Here is a 23859-nt window from a genome sequence, read left to right on the forward strand (position 1 = left end):
ATAAATTGAGGGCCTTAGCTTAAAGCAAAAGACGACATTAGTTAATTAAGAATTGTTGAGAGACCTTGCTGGTTCAAATATTCTTTAACCAGTTCGCGCACTTGGAAGCCATTTGATAGGCTCAAGGCTTTAGCGAGCAATTGATCCAAATCGGCTCGCGCGACACGGCGCAAGAGATAATTGATCCGCGCTAAACTACCTTGATTCATACTCAATTGATCGTATCCCATGGCCACCAACAAAATGGCGCCCATAGGCTCGCCCGCTAACTCGCCACAAATACTGATATCGAGCTTATGATATCGACAGTCTAAGTGAGCCTGATGCAAAGCCCGCAGTATTCCCGGATGATAACTGTCGAATAATGAGCTTACTCGCGGATTGTTACGGTCAACCGCAAGCAAATACTGGGTTAAGTCATTACTGCCAACGGAGACAAAATCCACCCGTTTTGCCACATCATCCAATTGATACAACATCGCCGGCACTTCGAGCATAATGCCGATGCGTGGCATCACTATGCTGCTGTTTACATCGTTTTTAAGTTCGACATAGGCTTGCTGCAGATATTCTAAGGATTGATCGATTTCATCTAAGTTACTGACCATGGGCAGTAAAATACTTAATTGCTTACCATCTCCACCCGCCTGTAACATGGCCCGTAACTGCACCAAAAATAGCTCAGGATGATCCAGCGACAAACGGATCCCGCGCCAACCGAGGAAAGGATTGTCTTCTTTAATTGGGAAATACGGCAAAGGTTTATCACCACCAACATCCAAAGTGCGCATCACCACAGGTCGACCAGACGCCGCCGACAAGACCTGTTGATACACTTTCACTTGCTCAGATTCACTTGGGAAACGTTGTTGCAGCATAAAAGGGATTTCGGTGCGATACAGCCCAATACCGTCGGCACCTTCGGCAATTTCAGAAGCCACGCCGCTGAGTAATCCCGCATTTAAATACAAACGAATACGTGAGCCATCTAAGGTAACAGAAGGCAGTGCTAATTCTTGAGCATACTGGCGTTGCAGCGCTTTTTGCGCCGAAATTAAGCTGCGATACTCACCAACAATCGCCGGTGATGGCGACACCAATAGCTGGCCACGGCTCGCGTTCACCACTAAGAGTTTCTGGTCAATATTGGCGGATAATAGTTGTTCTACACCGGTAATGGCCGGCACACCTAAGGCGCGGGCTAAAATAGCGGCATGGGAGTTTACGCCGCCAAGCTCAGTGACAATCCCCGCGAGTTTCTGCCTTGGGAACTCAGCCAGCATAGTCGCATCGGCTTCGCGGGTAATTAAAATTACAGGTTTATCGGGTTCAAGCTCTAAACGCTCTGGCTCAATCAGCTGGCGCAATACCTTTTGGCCTAAGTCGCGGATATCGCTTGCCCGCTCCTTAAGATAAGGATCTTCCATCTCCAAAAATTGCTGAATATAACGCAAGGACACTCGGCTTACCGCCGATTCAGCGGCCCAACCTAATTGCACCTCACGGGCATACTCGCCGCCTAAACTGGCGTCATCAAGTAATAACTGTAATGCATTGAAAATAGAGACGACTTCGTCATCTTGCTCGCGATCAAACCGCTGAGATAAAGCACCAATCGCTTCTTTACAACGCACCATAGCCGTCGTTAAGCGGCTGGACTCATAGGTAATGTCGTCAGAGCGCACGTCGGGCTGCTCAAGGGGAATTTCTCCACCGAGCACAAAGGCATACGCAATGGCGATACCGTTTGACGCCGACGTACCTTGAAATAGAATTTGTTGATGATGGGAACTGACTTGGGCTTTTTGTTTTAAGCCGCGCACCGCCATTGCTAACTGGGCAGCGAGTGTCATCAGGAACGCTTCTTCGCCCTCACTGAATTGGCGCGCACTCGCCTGCTGTACCACTATCACCCCGACCACGGCTTTCTGGTAGATGATAGGTACAGCTAAAAAGGCGCGGTATTCTTCTTCGGCGACTTCAGGGAAAAGTTTGAATCTGGGATGAAGCCGCGCATCCGCTAAGTTAACGGCCTCTTCTCGCTGGGCAGCGAGTCCAACTAAACCTTCGGTCAGCGGCATACGTACCCGACCAACGGCGCTTTTTTCAAGACCGTCGGTTGCAGATAACACCAGTTCTTGCTCTTCTAGGATATAGATGGAGCAACATTGGGTTTCCATCGCCGCTTTAGTCGATGAGACTAAGACTTCTAATGCGGTTTCCAAACTGTGGGCAGATGCCACAGCCTGAGTAATATCCCTAAGCGTATTTAACACTGTTTTCAATCCTCTTTTGAAAATCAGCCCGTTGTTTTTTGTCTTCCCCGTTTCCTAGGTATTTCTAGGGTCTGGAATGACAATGCCGTTACCGCAAACTCTTTCATCACCTTACGATAAACATCACGCTTAAATGACACGACTTGCCGCACAGGATACCAATAACTTACCCAGCGCCAATCGTCAAATTCAGGATGCCCAGAGGAACTTAAATTAATCGCACTATCTTGGCTTTTCAGTTGTAACAGAAACCACTTTTGTTTTTGCCCTATACACACAGGTTTACTGTCTTGTCTGACTAAACGCTTTGGCAAACGATAGCGTAACCAAGAACGGGTCGAGGTTAGGATATGCACGTGTTCGGGTCTTAGGCCCACTTCTTCATATAGCTCACGGTACATTGCCTCTTCTGCTGTCTCGCCATCATCGACACCACCTTGAGGAAATTGCCATGAGTGTTGACCGAAGCGTCTGGCCCACATGACTTGGCCATATCTGTTACAAATTATAATGCCCACATTTGCGCGAAAGCCGTCGCTATCAATCACATGGACTCCAAATCACATTAAATTTTAATAAACTGATTGTTTCATAAAGCTAGTCTCTCAGCAAACCTCTATTTCACCCTAGGTCTTGGATAAAATCACACTTAAAAGACATTTATCAACAAAGCTAGGGGATAAAATGCGGGGATATCCACATTTTCTGTGGATATCTCTGTTTGAAACTCAGGTAAACTTGTTATAACGCTCAAAAAACATCTATTTAGCGCCATTTGATTAATTTAGAGTTAAAACTTTATCTAAAACAAATTCAATAACTTGAATGATAACTATAATTTATTAATGGCAAAAAAAGCAATAAAGCTCATTATTTAACCAGTCAGAGCTATTTCTATGGTTCTCACGATATTACTCAACTTTATACACAAATAGTGTCCACAACTGTCCACAAAAGCCAGAATAAATGCCCTTTATTCGCATTGACTTGGGGTTTTTATTAGGTTAAGGGACGCATTTTACTGAGTTATCCATAATATCTGTGGATAAGTATGTGGGGAACGCAAGGGAAAGCAGAGAGTAACTTTGAACACTTTTTTGCAAAACGGGGGGTAACTCGGATATGAAATTTAAAATCAGATACTTAGAATAAAAACATTCGGTACAAGTTTACTCAAATTGCGGAGTTCATTTTTTAACCACCATTGCTAAGCGGTTATTTTTAAGTAAAATCCAGCCATGAATCGAATTATTCCCCCCGAAAATCTCCCTGAGCTACTCGAACGCGCCCATATGATGGCTGGCGTGAGTTTGGCGCAAATTGCCGCCCAAAGAGGCCTAAGTGTCCCCAAGGATCTTAAGCGTGATAAAGGCTGGGTCGGCCAATTAATCGAAATGGAACTGGGCGCGACGGCGGGGTCGAAACCCGAGCAAGATTTTCTGCACTTAGGTGTTGAGCTTAAAACTATCCCCATCGATTCACAGGGACGACCATTGGAGACCACTTATGTTTGCGTGGCGCCGCTGTCGAATATCCAAGGGTTAACCTGGCAAAATAGCTTAGTCTGCCATAAGTTACAGCGCGTCCTTTGGGTACCAGTAGAAGGTGAGCGGCATATTCCTGTGGGAGAGCGCCGTATTGGCACCCCGATATTGTGGGAGCCTGATCCACAGGAGTTGCAATTGCTGCAACAGGATTGGGAAGAGATCATGGAGCTTATCGCCCTCGGCAAAGTCGAAAAACTCACCGCACGCCACGGCGAAGTACTGCAATTACGTCCCAAAGCCGCCAACAGTAAAGCATTAACGCAAAGCATTGCCGAAGATGGCAGCCTCAAAATGACCAACCCTAGGGGCTTTTATTTAAAGACCAGTTTCACCGCCATGATACTTAATAAGGTTTTTGGTTAATATTTAGTGACGATATAGACTTAGATTGATCCAGATCACAAATTTCACTGGCACTAAGGTGACTCTTTTCTATAAACTACGGCATTCTGAAATCACAGCCGTATTCGGATACCCATCACGCAGTGAGAGCACGTAGACAAGCGAAAAAACTCCTTTTTGCGATTTTAGCTTGGGCGATTGCCATGGCTGCATTCGTGTTTTTTCGATATGCCCAATCACCAGAACTGCCCCAATGGGCGGTAGGTTCGGCTGATCTCGCGACACTTGCTATCTATATGGGGATAATTTTTGGCAGCCTGCATTGGATGTCGAACGTTATTGCTGATTTCAGTGCCATCAATCGCCTCCCCTATGTGTTTTCTGTCATCTTTAAAGGCTTGTTTTTATTACTGGGTGCGACGACATTAGCTTACATGACCCAGTTTTTGAATATGTGGGCCATCGAAAATCACATGTCGACCCTAAGACAAATGCTGACGGCGCACATTCTCTACAGTCCTTCATTCCAAGCATTGATTGTCTATTTGGTGGTCGTGCGGGTCAGTTTAGCCTTCGTCGAGCAAATGGCGCTGTTAGTCGGCCCACGTATTCTGCTCAACATTGGCCTCGGTAAATACCACAAGCCAAGGTACGAGCAGCGATTATTCCTTTACTTAGACATGGTCGCCTCGACCACACACGCCGAATCACTTGGGGATTACCGTTTTAGTCGCTTGATCCAAGATAGCTTTAGTTTGCTGTCGGATACTGTGACCAACAACGAAGCCGAGATTTATCGCTATATGGGCGATGCCGTTTTGATCCACTGGCCTTTAGAAGAAGGGATAGTCCACGACCGCTGCATGAATATCTATTTTGAATTTAGTCAGCAGCTTAATTGGCAAAGACGTTACTTTGAAGAACACTATGGCTTTGTGCCTAAGTTTAAAGCAGCGGCCCATTGTGGCCAAGTCGTAGCAGCGGTTGTTGGCGTGCAGAAACAGGAGATTAGTTTCTTTAGTGATGTGCTCAATACCCTAGCGAGACTGCAAGATCAGTGTAACCCCTTGGGGCAACGCATGTTGATCTCTGGCGCACTCGCGGGACGTTTAGATAATCCCAACACGCAATATCACCTATCGAATCTAGGCCCAGTCAAACTCAAAGGGAAACAACACTCCATCGAAGTGTTTGGCGTTTCCCCACTCTGATTTCTCATCACATTTAAGCGTTGAGTTGCATTAACACTTTACAGTTGAAGAGAGCTTATTGTTCTTCTTTGGTTAATAACTTTTGGATCATTAAACCTAAGGTGCGGAAGGTTAAGATCCGGCTGGTCGTTTGACGCCAGACAAGGCCGATATCACGGTATGGCGCTTCACCTGGCGGCGTCATCACTACCAAATCAGTGTCGTTCAAAATACCCGCATCGATTGCCATTTGCGGCAGGAATGTGGTGCCCAGCTTACTGTTCACCATCTGCACTAAGGTATGCAAACTGGTGGCGGCAAACGGATTCACTTTCGCGCTATCCCCAAGCTGACAGGCTGTGATGGCATGCCCTGTAATGCAATGCTCGCTTTGCAGCAGGAAAATACTCTCGTCTGGCAAGGCTTGGTAATCGATCGGCTGATGGATTTCTCCGGCTAAATCCTTATGGATCACCATTTTGAATGGATCTTTACCCACTTTCATACTGTGATAACCGCTGGTATCTACAGGCAAAGCAAGGATCAATAAATCCAGCTCACCCTTACCTAAGGCATCCAACAAACGCTCAGTGGTATCTTCTTTCAGTAATAAACTCATCGCTGGATAAGATTGCTGGCATTGGCGAATAACACGGCTCAGCAAGAAAGGCGCAATCGTTGGAATACACCCTAAACGTATATCGCCTGTCATCGGCTCGCCTTGGTTTTTCACCAATTCAACCAAATCATCCACATCGGTGAGAATTTTACGGGCGCGCTGCACCACTTCTTCACCAATAGCGGTAAACATAAACGACTTATGGTCTCGCTCAATCAACTGATGCCCTAACTGCTCTTCTAAGTTTTGGATCCCACTCGAAAGCGTCGATTGGCTGACAAAACACACCTTAGCCGCGCGGTTAAAATTCTGCTCTTGATGGAGATTCACCAAATAGAATAAGTTTTTTAAGCTAGGTAAACTTTTCATTTTCTCGATTGCCATTAAGGTTATGAATTAAGAAATTAAATCTACTCTAGCATAACTGAAAGCCAATAACGCGGCATTAGATTTCAAGAGTGTGAGCCGAATCGACATTCAACCGATTAGCTGTAAAACTTAAAAGGGAGTAACAAACAAAGAGGAGAAAAGCACTCGCGGGGAAACATAAAAGGCAACAAACTCAGCCGTAAACTAACGCAATATCTAACGCAACAATCTAACGCAATCATTCACTCAATTGGGCGCAACAACAGACGTTATTGCTGCGCCTTAGCGTATCAATATCTTATGCTTTAGCTTGGAGGAACAACTTTAACTGTTGTAGATCCGCACTCGCATGTTCGACGATCTCAGCAACCCAAGCGCCGTGTTCAGCATCCCATCTTGGCTCTTCACCATGTTGTAATAACTGGGCGATTTGCTGAATGCGTTTTAAACCTACCGAACCTGCGGCACCTTTAAATTTATGCGCTTCTGAACATAAGGTATCTCTATCTGCAGCGTCGTTAGCCTTCACTAGATTTCCTACATATTCAGGCATTAATTGCTCAAATAACACCACACTCTTTAGTAAAGTACCGGCACCAATGGCGCTACAGTACTGTTCGAGAGTATTGAGATCTAGGATTACTTCTAATTCAACTGTGGCCATGAGGCCTCCCTTAAGTGGTCCAATGCTTAAAACGAATTTATCACATGATACCCACTAAAATTGTCTGTGCAACTTATAGCGATATACATGGTCAAATTCAGATTAAAATTAACAAAAAACAAACTAATAGTCGTAAGTAAACACTTACAAAATAATAGCGACGACATAGCATTTAAGGAGGAAATGTATCCCACTAACTTACCTCTATCGTTGCGCTAATACGTGCCCTTGTCCACCATAAAGCTGTAAATTATCCACAATTGCCACCAATCCATCCCATCGATAAGCACACCAATCTGGTGCTAATAGCATAGGTTTTTTCGCATAAGCGGTGACGCGGTGGAAAATCACTTCCGCGGGTGTATGGCGGATCATCTCGCCGACACTGCGAGCATAATCTTCAAGACTCAGTAAAGGTAAGCGCCCACTTCGCCACGCCTTGGCCATAGTGCTACCTTCGACGACATGCAAAGGATGCAGCTTCAAGCCATCAACGCCCTGCTGCAATACCGCCGCTAAGGTCGCCATATAATCGCTATGGGTTTCATCGGGTAAGCCAAGAATAAGATGAGTGCACACCTTAAGACCGCGAGCTCTCGCCCTCGACACAGTGTCACAATAACAGCCGAAATCATGGCCGCGATTGATCTTGCGCAGCGTTTCATCTTTAGCGGTTTGCAACCCAAGTTCTAACCACACATCAACACCGTTTGCCTGATAACTTGCCAGTAAATCCAGTACATTATCTGGCACACAATCGGGGCGAGTTCCTACACACAAACCCACTATCTCGCCATCTTTAACGGCTTCATCGTACTTAGCCATTAACACCTGATACTCATCATAAGTGCTAGTGTAAGCCTGAAAATACGCTATAAATTTATCGGCTTGCGCCTGAGGTTTCGCCTCACGATAACGACTCTTACCCTGTTCGAGCTGCTCGGTAATACTCAGCATATCAGCAGTTTGGTGGCTAAATGACGCCACATTGCAGAAAGTACAACCTCCACGCCCCAAGGTGCCATCACGGTTGGGGCAAGTAAACATGGCATCTATGGTGAGTTTTCGCAGTCGCGTACCATATCGCGCCTTGCAAACGGCACCAAAGGTGTTCACATATGCATCAAGCCCCATCAGAGCACCCACCAAATTTCATATCGCTTCATTGAGAATAACCAAGATAAAATCACAAATAGAAAAGAAAATACGTGAACAAATAGAAGAAAAAGCTTAGTGTAAACAAGGTAGCGAGAGGTTTCTTGGCGCTACATCAAATTCCCGCCTGACCCATACCCTTATTGTCAGAAATGTGCGCATCCTCAAATTAACGCGCTTACCATTGAGATATCGCTCACATCAAAATGAATAATAATTCAACAATTTTAATTTTTTATTTATTTACTGTGTTTGCAATAAAAATCACTATTTCTAAATCAAAAACAATCCCACTAGCATGTTACATTTTAGTAAACCCATAGTTTCCTCATTTTTAAAATTCTTTTTATTCATAATGTTATACAGCACTTTTTACTGTTGACGTTAACGTAAAGCAATTATGATTTGTGTATGAAACATGAATTAATACCCATGTTTTATGCAAATTTTTGGTTTGACCTTTATTGAATCTCAGGCTAATTTGGGTGGTTCGGGTGCATATCTATAGAAAGTCTTTACATTTTCTCCCCGAGTAGTAATCAGTTGAGGTCTAGGGAGGTTTTTGTATGAGCTTATATCATCCCAGTTTTGAGCGGGACAATTGTGGTTTTGGGTTGATAGCACAGATGGATGGCGAAGCCAGCCACCGTATAGTGCGCACGGCAATCCATGGTCTAGATCGCATGAAGCACCGCGGTGGCATTGCCTCCGACGGTCGCACTGGCGACGGCTGTGGTTTATTAATGCAATTGCCAGTGCAATTTTTTGAAGCGATTGCCGCGGAAAATGATTGGCATTTGAGCCGTAAATTTGCCGTAGGTATGCTGTTTTTAAGTCAAGATGATGAATTGGCCGAACAAGCTAAGTTTATTCTTGAGCGCGAACTCGAGCGTGAAACCTTAAGTATTGCAGGCTGGCGCAAAGTGCCGGTTAATCCCGATGTGTTAGGTGAAATCGGCAAGGCTAGCCTGCCACAAATCTACCAAGTGCTGATCAACGCCCCTATTGGCTGGCGTGAAAAAGACTTGGAACGCCGCCTTTATATGGCGCGTCGCCGCTTAGAGCAGCAAATCACCGACGACAAAGACTTCTATGTCGCGAGTTTGTCTGGCCAAGTTATCGTCTATAAAGGCTTGATGATGCCTGTAGACTTGCCCGCGTTTTATCCCGATCTCGCGGACATTCGCTTAAAAAGCTCTATCTGCCTATTCCATCAACGTTTCTCAACGAATACTTCTCCTAAATGGCCATTAGCTCAGCCGTTTAGATATTTAGCCCATAACGGCGAAATCAATACGATTACGGGTAACCGTCAATGGGCCCGCGCCCGTGCCTATAAGTTTAATTCACCACTACTGCCAGATTTGCAGCAGGCCGCTCCCTTTGTGAATGAAACAGGCTCAGACTCTTCTTCCTTAGATAACATGCTGGAAATGCTGTTATCCGGTGGCATGGACTTATACCGTGCCATGCGTCTATTGATCCCGCCTGCTTGGCAAAGTAATCCAGAAATGGATGACGAACTAAAAGCCTTCTACGACTTTAACTCCATGCACATGGAGCCTTGGGATGGTCCGGCAGGTATTGTGATGACCAACGGTCGCCATGCCGCCTGCGCAGTTGACCGTAATGGTCTGCGTCCATCGCGTTATGTGATCACAAAAGATCGTATTTTGACCTTGGCCTCCGAAGTCGGCATTTGGGATTACGCCGCCGATGAAGTGATTGAAAAAGGCCGCGTTGGACCTGGTGAGCTGCTGGTACTCGATACCTTGAACGGCCGCCTGTACCAATCCTTTGAAATTGATAACGACTTGAAACGTCGCCACCCTTACAAAGAGTGGATGGCGAAGAACAGCCGTACTTTAACGCCTGCGGAAGATTTAGCCTCTGAACAACATGGTGCCAGCGAGTTAAGCCCTGAGCTTTTGCTGCAATACCAAAAACAATTTGGCTATACCCGTGAGGAATTAGAGCAAGTCATTTGGGTACTGGCAAAACAAGGCGAAGAAGCCACAGGTTCTATGGGCGACGATACACCTATGGCGGTGTTGTCGAAAAAGTCACGTTCACTGTATGACTATTTTAGGCAAAAATTCGCTCAAGTAACTAACCCACCCATAGACCCATTACGTGAAAAACACGTTATGTCGTTGACCACTTGTATTGGCCGTGAGCAGAACCTCTTTAATGAAACAACTGGGCATGCTTACCGGGTGATGTTCAATTCACCTATTTTATTATTCAGTGATTTTAACCAGTTACTGGGATTAGATAGCACTTACTACCGCGCCAACATTGTCGATTTGAATTACGAACCACAAGAAGGGCTAGAAAGTGCCATTCGCCGCATCACAGCCGAAGCCGAGCGTTTAGCCCGCAGCGGCACGACTTTGTTGATCCTTTCGGATAGAGCCATAGGTAAAACAGCGCAAGTGATCCCTGCGGCCATGGCGGTCGGTTCTGTGCAACAAATGCTGGTGAATAAGAGCCTGCGCTGCGACACCAACATCATAGTTGAAACCGCATCGGCGCGAGATCCGCATCACTTTGCCGTCTTGCTTGGCTTTGGTGCCACCGCGATTTATCCGTACTTAGTGTATGAATCAATCTCTGAACTGGCGAAACGTCACCAGTTAACCGACACTACAGCATTGATGCTGAACTTCCGTTACGGTATCGAAAAAGGTTTGCGTAAGATCATGTCCAAAATGGGCATCAGCACTGTCGGCTCCTATCGTTGTAGCCAACAGTTTGAAGCTATCGGTATTGCCAGTGATGTGATTGAACTGTGCTTTAAAGGCGTGATCAGCCGTATCGAAGGCGTCAGTTTTGCTGAAATCGCCCAAGACCAAGCGATTCTGCACAAAGCGGCCTACCGCGCCCATGTGCCATTGCCACAAGGTGGCCTGCTGAAATACGTTGAAGGGGGTGAGTATCACTGCTTCAACCCTGATGTTGTAAACACTTTACAAGAGTCATTGATTGACAAAAACTTCGCAACCTATAAAAAGTTTGCCGACCTCGTCGACAATCGTCCAATAGCCACGCTACGTGACTTAATCGGTATCAAGGGTGCACAAGCATCGATTGATGTCGCTAACGTCGAAGGCGCAGCGGGCTTGTATCAACGCTTTGACAGCGCAGCCATGAGTATCGGCGCCTTGAGCCCCGAAGCCCATGAAGCGCTGGCTATTGCGATGAACCGCTTAGGCGGCCGCTCGAACTCAGGTGAAGGTGGTGAGGATGCTCGCCGCTTTAATACTGAACGCAACTCTGCGATTAAACAGATTGCCTCGGCGCGCTTTGGCGTTACCGCGCACTACTTAGTCAACGCCGATGTGTTACAGATTAAAGTCGCCCAAGGGGCAAAACCCGGTGAAGGTGGCCAGTTACCCGGCCATAAAGTGAGTGTTGAAATCGCCGGACTGCGTCATGCACGTCCTGGTGTAACCTTGATTTCACCGCCGCCGCACCACGATATTTACTCTATCGAAGATTTAGCCCAGCTGATTTTCGACTTGAAGCAAATCAACACGAAAGCGCTGATTTCAGTCAAACTCGTGTCTGAACCCGGCGTGGGCACGATCGCCACCGGCGTAGCTAAAGCCTATGCGGATATGATCACCATTTCAGGGTATGACGGCGGCACAGGTGCCAGCCCAATCACCTCAGTGAAGTATGCGGGGAGTCCGTGGGAGCTAGGTTTAGCCGAAGTGCATCAATCGCTCGTGGAAAACGGTCTACGCCATAAAATTCGCCTGCAAGTCGATGGTGGTTTAAAAACCGGTACAGATGTGATTAAAGCCGCGTTGTTAGGCGCCGAAAGCTTTGGTTTTGGTACTGTGCCTATGATCGCTCTAGGTTGTAAATACCTGCGTATTTGCCACTTGAACAACTGCGCGACAGGCGTGGCGACGCAAGATAAAAACCTGCGTGACAACCATTACCATGGTCTGCCAGAGCGAGTGATGACTTACTTTGAGTTTGTTGCACAGGAAGTCCGTGAATGGATGGCGACCTTAGGGGTGAGTAAGTTTGAAGACTTAGTCGGTCGCAGCGAATGGTTATATGCCCTCGAAGGCCAAACCGCTAAGCAACAAGGCTTAGATCTATCACCGATTTTGTATCAACCTAAGGTGCCGGCAACCTCGTCACGCACTTGGCAAGAAACCAATCCACCAGCGGATTTAGGGTTGCTTAACCAACATTTATTAAACGAGTGCCAAAGCGCCGTCGATAATGGCGAGTGTTTCGATGCCGCTTACAGTATCAACAACACCGACCGCTCCGTTGGCGCGACCTTGTCAGGCTATATCGCGAGCACGCTCGGCGTCAAAGGCACCAAAGCGCCGGTCAAACTGAGCTTTAACGGCAGTGCTGGCCAAAGCTTTGGCGTGTGGAACAGCCCTGGCCTTGAGTTAAAACTCTGCGGCGATGCCAACGACTATGTCGGTAAAGGCATGTCTGGCGGCCAGATAGTGATTTATCCGCCGATTGGCAGCCCGTTCCAGAGTGAGCGCAGCGCCATTGTCGGTAACACCTGCCTTTACGGCGCGACAGGCGGCAAGTTCTTCGCCGCGGGTCAAGCGGGCGAGCGTTTTGCGGTCCGTAACTCAGGGGCGATTGCTGTGGTCGAAGGACTCGGTGATAACGGCTGTGAATACATGACCAGCGGTATTGTGGTTGTCCTTGGTAAAACAGGGGTGAACTTCGGCGCAGGTATGACAGGTGGTTTTGCCTATGTATTCGATCAATTCGGCCGCTTCAATCGCCGTGTGAACACTGAGCTTGTCGATACTCAAAAACTCGAATCACCGATCCATCAACAACATTTGAAAGGTCTGATTGAAGCCCACGTGGCCGAAACGGGCAGCGAACATGCCAAGATGATCTTAAGTGATTTTGGTAACTGGTTAGATTGCTTCGTATTAGTGAAACCTAAAAATATTGCCGTGGCCGATCTGCTCAAGTTAGAGAAATCGAGCCCAGAATTAGTTGTAAAAGCGGGGTAATGGCGCATGAGTAACGATTTTCAATTTATTGAAGTGGGTCGCAAAGACCCCACCAAACACCCTGCGGCTAAACGTGCGACACAGTTTATTGAGATTTATCAGCCTTTTGCTCAGCCTGAAGTGGCACAGCAAGCGGATCGCTGTTTAGATTGCGGCAATCCTTATTGTGAGTGGAAATGTCCGCTACACAATTATATTCCTAACTGGCTCAAGCTAGCGGAGCAAGGTCGCATCATGGAAGCGGCGGATTTAGTGCATGAGACCAACACTCTGCCCGAAATCTGCGGCCGTGTTTGTCCACAGGACAGACTCTGCGAAGGCGCTTGTACCCTTAACGACGACTTTGGTGCTGTCACTATCGGTAATGTCGAAAAATACATTACCGATACAGCAATCGCCCAAGGCTGGCGCCCAGATATGAGCAAGGTCACGCCGCGCGCTGAACGAGTAGCGATTGTCGGTGCAGGTCCTGCGGGTTTGGGCTGCGCGGATATTCTGTCTCGCAACGGTGTTAAAGCCGTGGTCTTTGATAAATATCCACAAATTGGTGGTCTACTCACCTACGGTATTCCGTCTTTTAAACTCGACAAGGCCGTCATGGCGACCCGTCGTAGTGTATTAGAAGGCATGGGCATTGAGTTCAAACTCGGGGTTACTGTAGGTAAAGACATCCCATTTACTAAACTGCTCGAAGAATACGATGCCGTATTCCTAGGTATGGGCACCTATACCGCGATGAAAGCGGGCCTTGAGGGCGAAGATGCCCAAGGCGTATACCAAGCCCTACCTTATTTGATTGGTAACACCCATCATTTAATGGGCACCCAAAATGACGAAACGCCCTACCTGAACCTTGAAGGTAAACGTGTGGTGGTATTAGGCGGTGGTGATACCGCGATGGATTGCGTGCGCACAGCCGTCAGACAAGGTGCCAGCGGCGTAGTCTGTGCTTACCGCCGTGATGAGGCCAACATGCCGGGTTCACGCCGCGAAGTGCAAAATGCACGGGAGGAAGGCGTTAATTTCCTGTTTAACCGTCAACCTGTGGCGATTAAAACCCAAGATGGCAAAGTAATTGGCATTGAATGCGTCGAAACCGCCATGGGTAAAGCCGATGCCAGTGGTCGTCAACGCGCCGAAGCAATTGCGGGTAGCGAACAGTTGCTCGAAGCCGATGCGATAATTATCGCCTTTGGATTCCAACCTAGCCCAGCACCTTGGTTTGCCGACCATGGCATCGAGCTCGATCAATGGGGCCGAGTTAAAGCGAGTAAGTTAGACGAAAATCCATTCCAAACCACAAACCCGAAAGTGTTTGCCGGTGGTGATATGGTGCGCGGTTCTGACTTAGTCGTGACAGCCATTGCCGAAGGTCGCGATGCCGCCCAAGGTATTCTTAACTACTTAGATTAAGCGCTATAGCTTAAACGCCAATGTGTTAGTTTTATCGCTGAAAAACTGTTTTTCCGCTGTCGTTTAGCAAGCAATGCAATGGCTGGACTTAGGCAAACAAGTCCAGCCATTTGCTTGTGGCTTATCGCCATCGGTTGATGGGAAAAATAGATAAGTAAAATAGACAGATGAAATAGATCAATAAAAGTGCACCTCTTAGGGGTGCACTTTTTTCGTTAACCCTTCCCGCTTTTTACCCAGTCATTATCAAGCAATCCCAATCTCACCATAACGACAGCACAAAACTGTGTGGTATATTAGCCAGCATTCTCGTGTCCCACTCTTAAGTGTTGAATCAAAAAGGTCTCCCATGAAAATTGGAATTATTGGCGCAATGGAGCCAGAAGTCGCTCACCTGATCGCCGCTATGACAAATGCGACATCGCAAACTATTGCTGGTATTGAATTTATTGCTGGCACACTCGCGGGTAAAGACGTTGTCGTGACTCGCTCTGGCATAGGTAAAGTGGCCGCAAGTATTGCGACCACACTGCTCATCGAAAAATATGCTCCGGATGCCGTGATCAACACAGGTTCTGCCGGTGGTTTTGTCGATACGCTGGCCATTGGCGATATCGTGATTTCTTCTGAAGTGCGTCACCACGATGTGGATGTCACCGCCTTTGGTTATGAAATTGGCCAAATGGCACAGCAACCTGCAGCGTTTATCCCAGCCGCTCATTTAGTTGAAGCCGCCAACAAGGCCATTGCTCAACTAGGCGAAGTCAAAGCGATTGAAGGGTTGATCTGTACTGGTGATAGCTTTATTTGCGATCCTGTTCGCACCCAAGCCATGTTGAAAAACTTCCCAACGATGGCCGCCTGTGAAATGGAAGGCGCGGCAATCGCTCAAGTTTGTCATCAGTTTGGTGTGCCATTTGTGGTGATCCGCTCTTTATCAGATAACGCCAACAATGACTCGCCAGTGGATTTTGATTCTTATATTGTCAAAGCGGGTTACCACTCGGCGCTGATGGTGATGCTGCTACTAGAGCAACTGAATCCTAGCGCAGTAAAATAATCACTTAAGCGGAAAAGTACCGAATGCACACCTCTTTTTATCAACAACTTGTCGAGATAGATGGCGCTTTGTTTGAAGGCTTTTTGGTACTTTTTTTTGCTTTGTTATTGGCGCGGTTAGCGCCATTGCCACGTGAAATGCAGCCGCTTATTTGGTTTGGCCATTTAGCTAAGCAACTCGCCTCCAAGGTAAATCGCCCAGAACGCTCTCCAAGCCAACAAGCCACAGCAGGCTTTTTAGCTATGATGCTGTTACTGTTTCCGTTTTGGGCCATTATCACCTTTTTGCTCGAGCTGGCCGCCTTTCCATGGTTTTTCGAATTTTTGGTGCTTTATCTATGCTTAACCGATGCAGGGTTTAGCCAAGTCGCCGATGAAATCGCTAAAGCCTTAAAACGTGGAGATAATGCCAGCGCAAAAAAGCTTTTACAGCCTTGGGTAGTGCGCGATACCGATAGTTTGTCGGAAATCGGCCTAGCCAAAGCCACCATAGAAAAACTCGTCACAGCGCCTATTTACGGCACAGCATTGACCATTTTCTTTTTCGCTATAGCTGGAGCACCTTTAGTGCTGGCGGTGCGTATGCTCAAACAACTCGAATTGAGCTGGCCGCCCATTCAGCCTAAGTATCAACATTTTTGCAGTACTGTGAATGGCGTATCGACCCTCTTACTGGCGATCCCCGCTTGGCTGTGGAGCCTATCAATTGCCATTCAAGGCGGTCCTAAGGCATTCGCTAAGCTATTTCGTACGCCGAAAAATCATCCCGCGATTCGAGGCTATATACTCAGTGTGAATCTGGTGGCGAGTATTTTACGCATCGAACTCGGTGGACCTCAAAAGTTTGCTGGCGTGCGTATCAATGTGGACAAACTAGGTTATGGTCCGCAGCCGACCAGTGATGCCATCGCCCCAGCAATCAAGCTGACCTCACGCGCCTGTGCCATCTGGTTTAGCTTTATCATTATCCTGCCCTTGTTATGGGCAGGTTTACGTTGGTTACATAGCCTGTGATATGATGCCGCATTATCTCAACGTGAAGTTAAAGGCTGACTATCTTGCTCGAAAACATGCATGTTTCATTAACAACCCCTGCGTTGTTATTTCCTGCTATCTCATTGTTACTACTTGCTTATACCAATCGCTTTTTTGCCCTCGCGGCATTAATCCGAAACTTAAGCAGTGGTGAAAAACCCGTACATAAAGATCAAATCAAAAACCTGAGCCAGCGCATTACCATTATTCGTCGTATGCAAGAAGCGGGCGTATCGAGCTTTGCCCTGTGCGTACTGTGCATGATTTTCATCTATGTCGGCTTTAATAAAACTGGCTCAGTGATCTTCGGCGCTAGCCTGCTACTGCTGCTCTATTCACTGATTTTATCTGTGATTGAAATCCGCATCTCTGTTGACGCATTAAATATCCATATCAAAGAGATGAGTAAATGAGCCAGTGGATCTACTTTTTTGATTTATGGGGTACCGCTATATTTGCGCTATCTGGCGCACTCGCCGCAGGGCGTCATAGAATGGACCCCTTTGGCGTCATAGTGCTCGCCTCGGTCACCGCTGTGGGCGGCGGCAGTATTCGGGATGCCTTGATAGGCGCAACACCTGTGTTTTGGATCCGCGATCCCAATTACATCATAGTGATTCTCGCAACTGTACTCGCCTGTTTGCTGTTAGTGCGTCGGCCTCGTAAGGTGCCTGAATATATTTTGCCGGTCGCCGATGCCTTTGGATTAGCCTTATTTACTGTGATTGGTGCCGAAAAAGCCCTCAATATGGGCTTGAGTGGCATGATTGCCGTGGTAATGGGCTTGATCACAGGCGTGGGAGGAGGCATTATTCGAGACTTACTGTGCAGACAAGTTCCTATGGTGTTACGTACAGAAGTCTATGCCACAGCTTCAATCATAGGTGGTATCGGCTATACCGTGAGTTTAGCCTACGGTATGGGCGAGAAAACGGCGCTGTTTCTGGCGATGAGCAGTGCTCTATTTATCCGCTTAAGCGCCATCAAGTGGCATCTGTCGTTACCGGCCTTTGATCTCAAAACCAAGAGGGAATAGTTTGCGAATATTGTGTCTTATTTTGTGCCTCATTTTTGTTCCAGCCCTCAATCCTGCAGCGGCGCAAGCCAACTCAGGTGAAATGCCACAAGAACAGCAGTTAGCCGTAAAGTATATGAATGCGCTAACCGAACACGACTACAAGACACTCAGAAAATTCTATAACCGTGAAAGCGTCTTCTTCGATAAAACCGCCAACCGTAAATACACTGGCGGCCGCTTTATCATCGACTTTCTCGAGCGCGCCCACGAGGGCGTGCTCGAGTACGACTTCAACATAGAACATATGTATAACGCCGGCTCTTTAGTGGTGATGATAGGTAACTATCACTTCAAAGGACCCGGTGAACAATTCGGCAAACCTGGCAAAATCATCGATATCGCCATTCCTGGCGTCACGAGTCTTAAACTCGATATGCTCAACCATAGGGTGACTGAGCATGTGGATCTTATCGATTACCAGACCATGTCTGACCAATTAGCGATGCAGTAGTCACAAAATTTAGCTGTCTTTGAAACTTGATCCCTAAAAACGGGTCGAAACTAACAATGAGTCAATAACACTGAGTGTTTCGCCTTCGATAGGTTGACTGAGTCGTTTCGTTTCAATGAGGTTTGTATGAAGTTTTTTGGATTGATAGCCCTACTCGCCCTTAATGGCTTAATGCTGGCTCCCAAAGCACAGGCCTTACAGCCCATAATCGTGTCCTACGCCGTTCAGCCAGTGAGTCATTTTAATCAGCAACTGCGTGTCGCTCAGGCACAACATCAACCCTGGTCGGAAGACCCAAGTCAGATCAGCAGCCAATACGCAGGCAACAAATTTACCTTAGTGCGAACCCAAACCAATAAAGACAGCATTTTGACCTATCAGGTGAGCGAGCTCTCCAAGCAACATCCACAAATGCTGTTGATTATTTCCTTGAAGCAGAATGCTAAACAATGGCAGGTGAGTTCGGCGCAACTGGCGTGGAAATGCAGTGGTGGGCAACACTTTGGCACCGACAGATGTAATATCGCCGAGCACGAGGCCAACACAGCGCCTTAATCTGCAGGGGTGAAACAGACTTAAAAACAAAGAGCGCCCTAAGGCGCTCTTTTTGTTCGTTTAACGACTTTTTTATTTAACAGACAATGGCTTAAACCACGGCAAGTCAAACTAGAGTCAGGTAAACCACTGGTATCTGAACTAAAGTGACTTAAACTAAAGCTACTTACACTAAAGTCACTTTGGCAAACTTGCGTTTACCGACTTGGAATACCGCGACAGTACCAGCAGACAAAGTCATACGGCTATCGTCCAGCTTTTCGCCGTCCATCTTCACCGCGCCTTGCTTGATCATCCGCATGGCTTCTGAAGTCGACGCCACTAAATCAGCATCTTTCAACAGATTTGCAATCGCCAGACCTTCACCCGCCACTAACTCGATTTCTTCGATATCGTCAGGGATCATGCCCTTAGCGCGATCGACAAAGGCTTGGTGTGCGCTTTGTGCAGACGCTTCATCGTGGAAACGTGTGATAATTTCTTTCGCCAAGGCAATTTTAATGTCACGTGGGTTAGACCCATTTGCCACATCTTGCTTAAACTGCTCAATTTCAGCCAGTGGACGGAATGACAACAGCTCAAAGTAGCGCCACATTAAGTCGTCCGAAATAGACATCAGCTTGCCAAACATTTCGTTGGCAGGTTCGCTCACGCCAATATAGTTGTGCGCCGACTTAGACATTTTCTTCACGCCGTCTAAACCTTCGAGCAGCGGCATCATGATCACAGCTTGTGGCTTTTGGCCTTCCGCTTTTTGCAGTTCACGGCCCATTAACAGGTTGAACTTTTGATCTGTACCACCCAGCTCAACATCGGCCTGCAGCGCAACTGAGTCATAACCTTGCAGTAAAGGATACATAAACTCATGGATAGCAATAGATTGGCCCGAGGCATAACGCTTCTTAAAGTCATCGCGCTCCATCATACGAGCCACAGTTTGCTTAGAAGCAAGGCGGATCATTCCCGCTGCGCCCAATGGCTCTAGCCAACTTGAGTTAAATTCGATACGGGTTTTAATCGGATCAAGTATCTTATAAACCTGTTCTTTATAGGTTTCTGCGTTCGCTAATACTTGCTCACGGGTTAACGGTGGACGCGTACTATTTTTTCCGCTTGGATCACCCACCATACCGGTAAAGTCGCCGATCAAGAAAATGACTTCATGACCTAACTCTTGGAATAACCTTAGTTTATTTAAGATTACTGTGTGTCCAAGATGGATGTCCGGAGCGGTAGGATCGGCGCCTAACTTAATACGGAGTGGACGTCCTTCTTTGAGTTTTTCCAGCAGATCCGCTTCGAGTAAAATCTCATCGGTACCACGTCTAATTTCTGCTAATACTTGGTCTAAATCAGCCATCTCGGCAGGGACTCCTAAGGCCATGATCATAAAATGAAGAGACTTATGTTACTTGTTAGCCACCACAATTGAAAGTGTGTACACTAACGGGATTATTTAAGTCTCTGGTTATTGGTATCGGCGTCAATGGGAAAGGTTATAACATTATTTAAATTGTTGCCTAAAAAGCATCAAATTCTCCTCAGCATTCTTTCAGTTATCACTATGATAACCATGCTACTACCTTCTGAAGAAGCGCAAGCTTCAAGACAAACCACCAGCATAGATGACCAAGCTCAAATCAACACCCGTTATGATGTGCCTTTAGCCTTTCGCTCACCTGAACGTCCTGAGTTATTAGAGGGCCAAACAGACAATGCGGCCACCAATGCTGCGCCATTATCGTCAACCGACGCGCTTGCCGCGGGTGATGCCAATAATCGAGTTACAGAATCCTTAGAGAGTGCCCATCACAGGGACGTCGAACATTTTAACGTCAAGAACGGTGATACCTTAGCCGCGGTATTTGATCGCGCAGGGTTAACCAGTAAAGACGTGTATGAGATCACCCAACTCCCCTTAGCCAAGCAAAATTTACTTAAGATTATGCCGGGCGAAGAAATCGTGATTTCGAAAGATATAAATGGTGATTTGACCGAAGTGCGTTATCGCGTGAATGCAATTTCGACGCTCATCATCACCAAGAATCAAAATCAATACCAAGAAAAAATCTCCGAGAAGGATGTGGAAATCCGCAGCCATTTCACCAGCGCTAAAATTAAGAGCAACTTCTGGAACGCCGCCGTCGATGCAGGCATGAATGCAAACCAGATCATGCAGTTATCGACCGTATTCGGCTGGGATATCGACTTTGCCTTAGATTTACGCGAAGGCGACAGCTTTGCCATTATTTATGAGCAAGAATATGCCGATGGCGAATTTTTGCGTAACGGCAATATCTTAGCCGCAGAATTTGTAAACCAAGATGAGCGCTATACTGCCATTCGCTATACCGACGGTAACTATTATTCCGAGAATGGCACTAGCATGCGTAAAGCCTTCTTGCGCTCGCCAGTCGATTTTAAATATGTCAGCTCAAACTTCAATCCAAGACGTTTGCACCCAGTAACGGGCCAAGTCAAAGCCCATCGCGGTGTGGACTACGTCGCCGCCATTGGCACGCCCATTAAAGCGGCGGGTAGCGGACGCGTCATAGAGGCGGGCTACAATCAATTCAACGGTAACTATGTGTTTATCAAACACAACGATACCTATACCACCAAATATCTTCACCTCACTAAGCGCAACGTCAGCAAAGGAGCCAGCGTTAAGCAAGGGCAAATCATAGGTACTTTAGGTAAAACGGGGCGCGTCACGGGTGCACATTTGCATTACGAATTTATCGTTAATGGCGTCCATCGCAACCCAAGAACCATAACGCTACCTAAAGCCGAATCGATTGCGAGAAAAGAAAAAAATCAATTCGATGCACTTAGCCAGCAATTGATGACTACACTTTCGCAAAACAAGCAAACGCAATTGGCAATGCAATAACGACGGACGGATTCCTCCCAATGAAAAACGCTTATTATATTGGACTTATGTCAGGCACCAGCATGGACGGTGTCGATGCCGTATTGGTCGACTTTTCTGGCGCGCAGCCACAGCTTATCGCCAGCCATACCGAAGCCATACCGAGCCATTTGCTCAAAGGCCTACAGCGCCTTTGTTCACCCAGCACAGATGAAATTAACCGCCTCGGCCGTTTAGATCGTAATGTGGGTGAACTGTTTGCTTTAGCAGTGAATAATCTGCTGACCAAATGCGCCATTGCCAAAGAAGAGGTTATCGCCATAGGTAGCCACGGCCAAACCGTGCGCCACATGCCAAACCTTGAAGTGGGATTTACCCTGCAAATTGGCGACCCGAATACTATTGCGACCGAAACCGGTATTGATGTGATTGCCGATTTTCGCCGTAAAGATATTGCCCTAGGTGGGCAAGGCGCGCCCTTAGTGCCAGCATTCCACCAGCAAACCTTTGCTGAAGTCGGCAAAAAACGCATCATTTTAAATATTGGCGGCATAGCCAACATTACTTATTTACCGGGCAACAGTGACCAAGTACTGGGTTTCGACACGGGACCTGGTAATACCTTGATCGATGCTTGGATCCAGCAGGTGAAAAGTGAACCCTTCGATAGAGATGGCGAATGGGCTGCATCCGGCAAAACCGACCAAGGCCTGTTAACGCAACTGCTTTCACACCCGTATTTCTCCCTTGATTATCCTAAAAGCACCGGCCGTGAGCTGTTTAACCAAGCTTGGTTAGAGCAGCAATTATCGCCCTTTAATCATTTAGATGAAGAAGATATCCAATCGACATTATTGGATTTAACCTGCCACAGCATAGCCCGCGATATGATTAAATTATCGAATGAAGGGGAGTTGTACGTCTGTGGTGGCGGCGCGTTCAACGGCCAACTGATGCAGCGTCTTGCCGCACTATTGCCAGGTTATACCTTGAATACCACCTCAGCACTTGGCGTCGATCCTAAATGGGCTGAAGGCATCGCCTTCGCGTGGCTCGCCATGCGTAACCACTTAGGCTTACCCGCCAACCTCCCAGCTGTCACAGGCGCCTCCCGCGAAGCTGTACTCGGCGGAAGATTTAGCGCTAAATGAGCAAGCTTTTGTCAAAGTAACAAAACAGGCATCGCCTAATAAAATCTGTACACCAACATCATCTGCCTATGGGTTTACCTGCCAATGCTAACCTTAAAACTCAATATCGTGGCAGTCTGCTATTCATTAAAAAACAAAGAAATGCAATCAAGATGTTTGATTTTTGATAAAAAAATGACAACCTTAGTAACGAATAAAAACGTCATAGAACATCAACCGCTATGATGCAAAAACAATTAATCTATAAGGTCATAAAATGAAATATCTTGTACTACCACTATTTATATTACTGTCTAGTTGTAGTAGCCCAAAAACAATGGTGACTACAGAGCAAGAATATTCAGTAAACACACCGCAGCCGGAATATCCTGTTGAAGCAGCCCAAAAAGGCATGGAGGGTTATGTCAAGCTAAGATTTGATATTGATGAACATGGCCAGCCTCAACAGATAAGAGTGCTTGAATCGAGTCCAGCCAATATTTTCGAACAATCGGCAGTGACGGCATTAAGCAAATGGCATTTCCCCAAAAAAATAGTCAACAACCTTGCTGTAATCCAGCAAAATCAAACCATTAAATTTGATTTCGAACTTAGAGACAGTTCTAAATCAAAAATAAGAAAAAATGATCACATCATCAAAGACCTTGTATTAGTCGAAGGTATTAAAAAAACGTTTAACTTCGTCACCAACAATAATTTAGAACAAGCGCTATCGACAGCCCGCACTTTAAAGCCAACAACACCTTATGAACAAGCTTTCGTCGATCGTATATTAGGATTGATCTATGCGGACAGTGGTGATACGCAAAATGCCATTAACTATTTAACAAAAGCAGTTGAATCTCAATTACTAGCGAAAGATAGTCAAACGGATACGATTAAACGTTTAGCTGTTTTGAAATCTAAATCAAGCAACTTAAGTCAATAATAAACTGATCTCTCAAGGAAAATGCAGCCATTGCAACACAACAGCGCCCTCTTGGCGCTGTTGTTCTTTTTCTAATCCCGCTCTAATGTTACCATTTAGCCAACTGGTGAATTTTGCTGTGCCCTAGGTTTTTACATTAG

19 protein-coding genes are annotated in these 23859 nt (G+C 46.6%); 13 read left to right on the forward strand and 6 right to left on the reverse strand.

Features of this window, described 5'->3' with window-relative positions:
• Positions 1-41 precede the first annotated feature (41 nt).
• The gene (ptsP, locus tag DYH48_RS15070; RefSeq protein ID WP_115335242.1) at positions 42-2276 is read right to left on the reverse strand and encodes a phosphoenolpyruvate--protein phosphotransferase; all 2235 of its coding nucleotides are present in this window, start codon (positions 2274-2276) and stop codon (positions 42-44) included.
• A gap of 23 nt (positions 2277-2299) precedes the next feature.
• Positions 2300-2824, reverse strand: coding sequence for an RNA pyrophosphohydrolase (gene rppH / locus DYH48_RS15075; protein WP_006080762.1), 525 nt, complete (start codon positions 2822-2824; stop codon positions 2300-2302).
• Between the two features lie 690 nt (positions 2825-3514).
• On the opposite strand from rppH, the gene mutH reads away from it, so the two are divergent.
• Both mutH and DYH48_RS15085 read left to right on the forward strand, forming a co-directional pair.
• Positions 3515-4186 (forward strand): DNA mismatch repair endonuclease MutH, encoded by a 672-nt coding sequence (gene mutH / locus DYH48_RS15080; protein WP_107402370.1) that lies wholly within the window; start codon positions 3515-3517, stop codon positions 4184-4186.
• A 122-nt stretch (positions 4187-4308) separates the two neighbouring features.
• The gene (locus DYH48_RS15085) at positions 4309-5376 is read left to right on the forward strand and encodes an adenylate/guanylate cyclase domain-containing protein (protein ID WP_006080760.1); all 1068 of its coding nucleotides are present in this window, start codon (positions 4309-4311) and stop codon (positions 5374-5376) included.
• 55 nt (positions 5377-5431) lie between these two features.
• Here DYH48_RS15085 and oxyR read toward each other — a convergent pair whose 3' ends face one another.
• From oxyR to mnmL, 3 genes are all read right to left on the reverse strand, one after another.
• Entirely contained in the window at positions 5432-6343 is a 912-nt protein-coding gene (oxyR, locus tag DYH48_RS15090; protein WP_087486463.1) for a hydrogen peroxide-inducible genes transcriptional activator OxyR, read from the reverse strand.
• A gap of 298 nt (positions 6344-6641) precedes the next feature.
• A complete protein-coding gene (locus DYH48_RS15095; RefSeq protein WP_006080758.1) occupies positions 6642-7007 on the reverse strand; it encodes an Hpt domain-containing protein in 366 nt (121 codons plus the stop codon).
• 204 nt (positions 7008-7211) lie between these two features.
• Positions 7212-8141 carry a tRNA modification radical SAM protein MnmL/YtqA gene (mnmL, locus tag DYH48_RS15100; protein WP_006085057.1) on the reverse strand — a complete coding sequence of 310 codons (930 nt, stop codon included), beginning with the start codon at positions 8139-8141 and terminating at the stop codon, positions 7212-7214.
• Positions 8142-8728: 587 nt separating this feature from the next.
• On the opposite strand from mnmL, the gene gltB reads away from it, so the two are divergent.
• The 8 genes from gltB to DYH48_RS15140 all read left to right on the forward strand — a co-directional run bounded on the left by gltB (position 8729) and on the right by DYH48_RS15140 (position 18768).
• Positions 8729-13177 (forward strand): glutamate synthase large subunit, encoded by a 4449-nt coding sequence (gltB, locus tag DYH48_RS15105; protein ID WP_115335243.1) that lies wholly within the window; start codon positions 8729-8731, stop codon positions 13175-13177.
• Positions 13178-13183: 6 nt separating this feature from the next.
• Positions 13184-14590: an FAD-dependent oxidoreductase gene (locus DYH48_RS15110; RefSeq protein ID WP_115335244.1), complete on the forward strand. Its 1407-nt coding sequence runs from the start codon at positions 13184-13186 to the stop codon at positions 14588-14590.
• 349 nt (positions 14591-14939) lie between these two features.
• Positions 14940-15650, forward strand: a complete 711-nt coding sequence (locus DYH48_RS15115) for a 5'-methylthioadenosine/adenosylhomocysteine nucleosidase (protein ID WP_006085054.1) — start codon at positions 14940-14942, stop codon at positions 15648-15650.
• A gap of 23 nt (positions 15651-15673) precedes the next feature.
• Positions 15674-16663, forward strand: a complete 990-nt coding sequence (locus DYH48_RS15120) for a cobalamin biosynthesis protein CobD/CbiB (RefSeq protein WP_115335245.1) — start codon at positions 15674-15676, stop codon at positions 16661-16663.
• 56 nt (positions 16664-16719) lie between these two features.
• Positions 16720-17097, forward strand: coding sequence for a DUF2721 domain-containing protein (locus tag DYH48_RS15125; RefSeq protein WP_006085052.1), 378 nt, complete (start codon positions 16720-16722; stop codon positions 17095-17097).
• Positions 17094-17720: a trimeric intracellular cation channel family protein gene (locus DYH48_RS15130; RefSeq protein WP_115335246.1), complete on the forward strand. Its 627-nt coding sequence runs from the start codon at positions 17094-17096 to the stop codon at positions 17718-17720. The genes DYH48_RS15125 and DYH48_RS15130 overlap by 4 nt, the downstream gene beginning before the upstream one ends.
• Position 17721: 1 nt before the next feature.
• Positions 17722-18213, forward strand: coding sequence for a nuclear transport factor 2 family protein (locus DYH48_RS15135; RefSeq protein ID WP_006080750.1), 492 nt, complete (start codon positions 17722-17724; stop codon positions 18211-18213).
• Positions 18214-18339: 126 nt separating this feature from the next.
• On the forward strand, positions 18340-18768 hold the full coding sequence (locus DYH48_RS15140; protein WP_006085051.1) for a hypothetical protein: 429 nt from the start codon (positions 18340-18342) through the stop codon (positions 18766-18768).
• Positions 18769-18934: 166 nt separating this feature from the next.
• Here the strand turns inward: DYH48_RS15140 and tyrS are convergent, their stop codons facing one another.
• Positions 18935-20128 (reverse strand): tyrosine--tRNA ligase, encoded by a 1194-nt coding sequence (gene tyrS, locus DYH48_RS15145; RefSeq protein ID WP_115335247.1) that lies wholly within the window; start codon positions 20126-20128, stop codon positions 18935-18937.
• 126 nt (positions 20129-20254) lie between these two features.
• Here tyrS and DYH48_RS15150 point away from each other — a divergent pair, with 126 nt between their 5' ends.
• The 3 genes from DYH48_RS15150 (at position 20255) to DYH48_RS15160 (ending at position 23719) form a co-directional block, all read left to right on the forward strand.
• The gene (locus DYH48_RS15150; RefSeq protein WP_115335248.1) at positions 20255-21661 is read left to right on the forward strand and encodes a peptidoglycan DD-metalloendopeptidase family protein; all 1407 of its coding nucleotides are present in this window, start codon (positions 20255-20257) and stop codon (positions 21659-21661) included.
• 20 nt (positions 21662-21681) lie between these two features.
• Positions 21682-22791, forward strand: a complete 1110-nt coding sequence (locus DYH48_RS15155; protein ID WP_115335249.1) for an anhydro-N-acetylmuramic acid kinase — start codon at positions 21682-21684, stop codon at positions 22789-22791.
• A gap of 256 nt (positions 22792-23047) precedes the next feature.
• The gene (locus DYH48_RS15160; protein WP_115335250.1) at positions 23048-23719 is read left to right on the forward strand and encodes an energy transducer TonB; all 672 of its coding nucleotides are present in this window, start codon (positions 23048-23050) and stop codon (positions 23717-23719) included.
• Positions 23720-23859: the final 140 nt, after the last annotated feature.

Source organism: Shewanella baltica, assembly GCF_900456975.1.
Lineage (GTDB): Bacteria > Pseudomonadota > Gammaproteobacteria > Enterobacterales > Shewanellaceae > Shewanella > Shewanella baltica.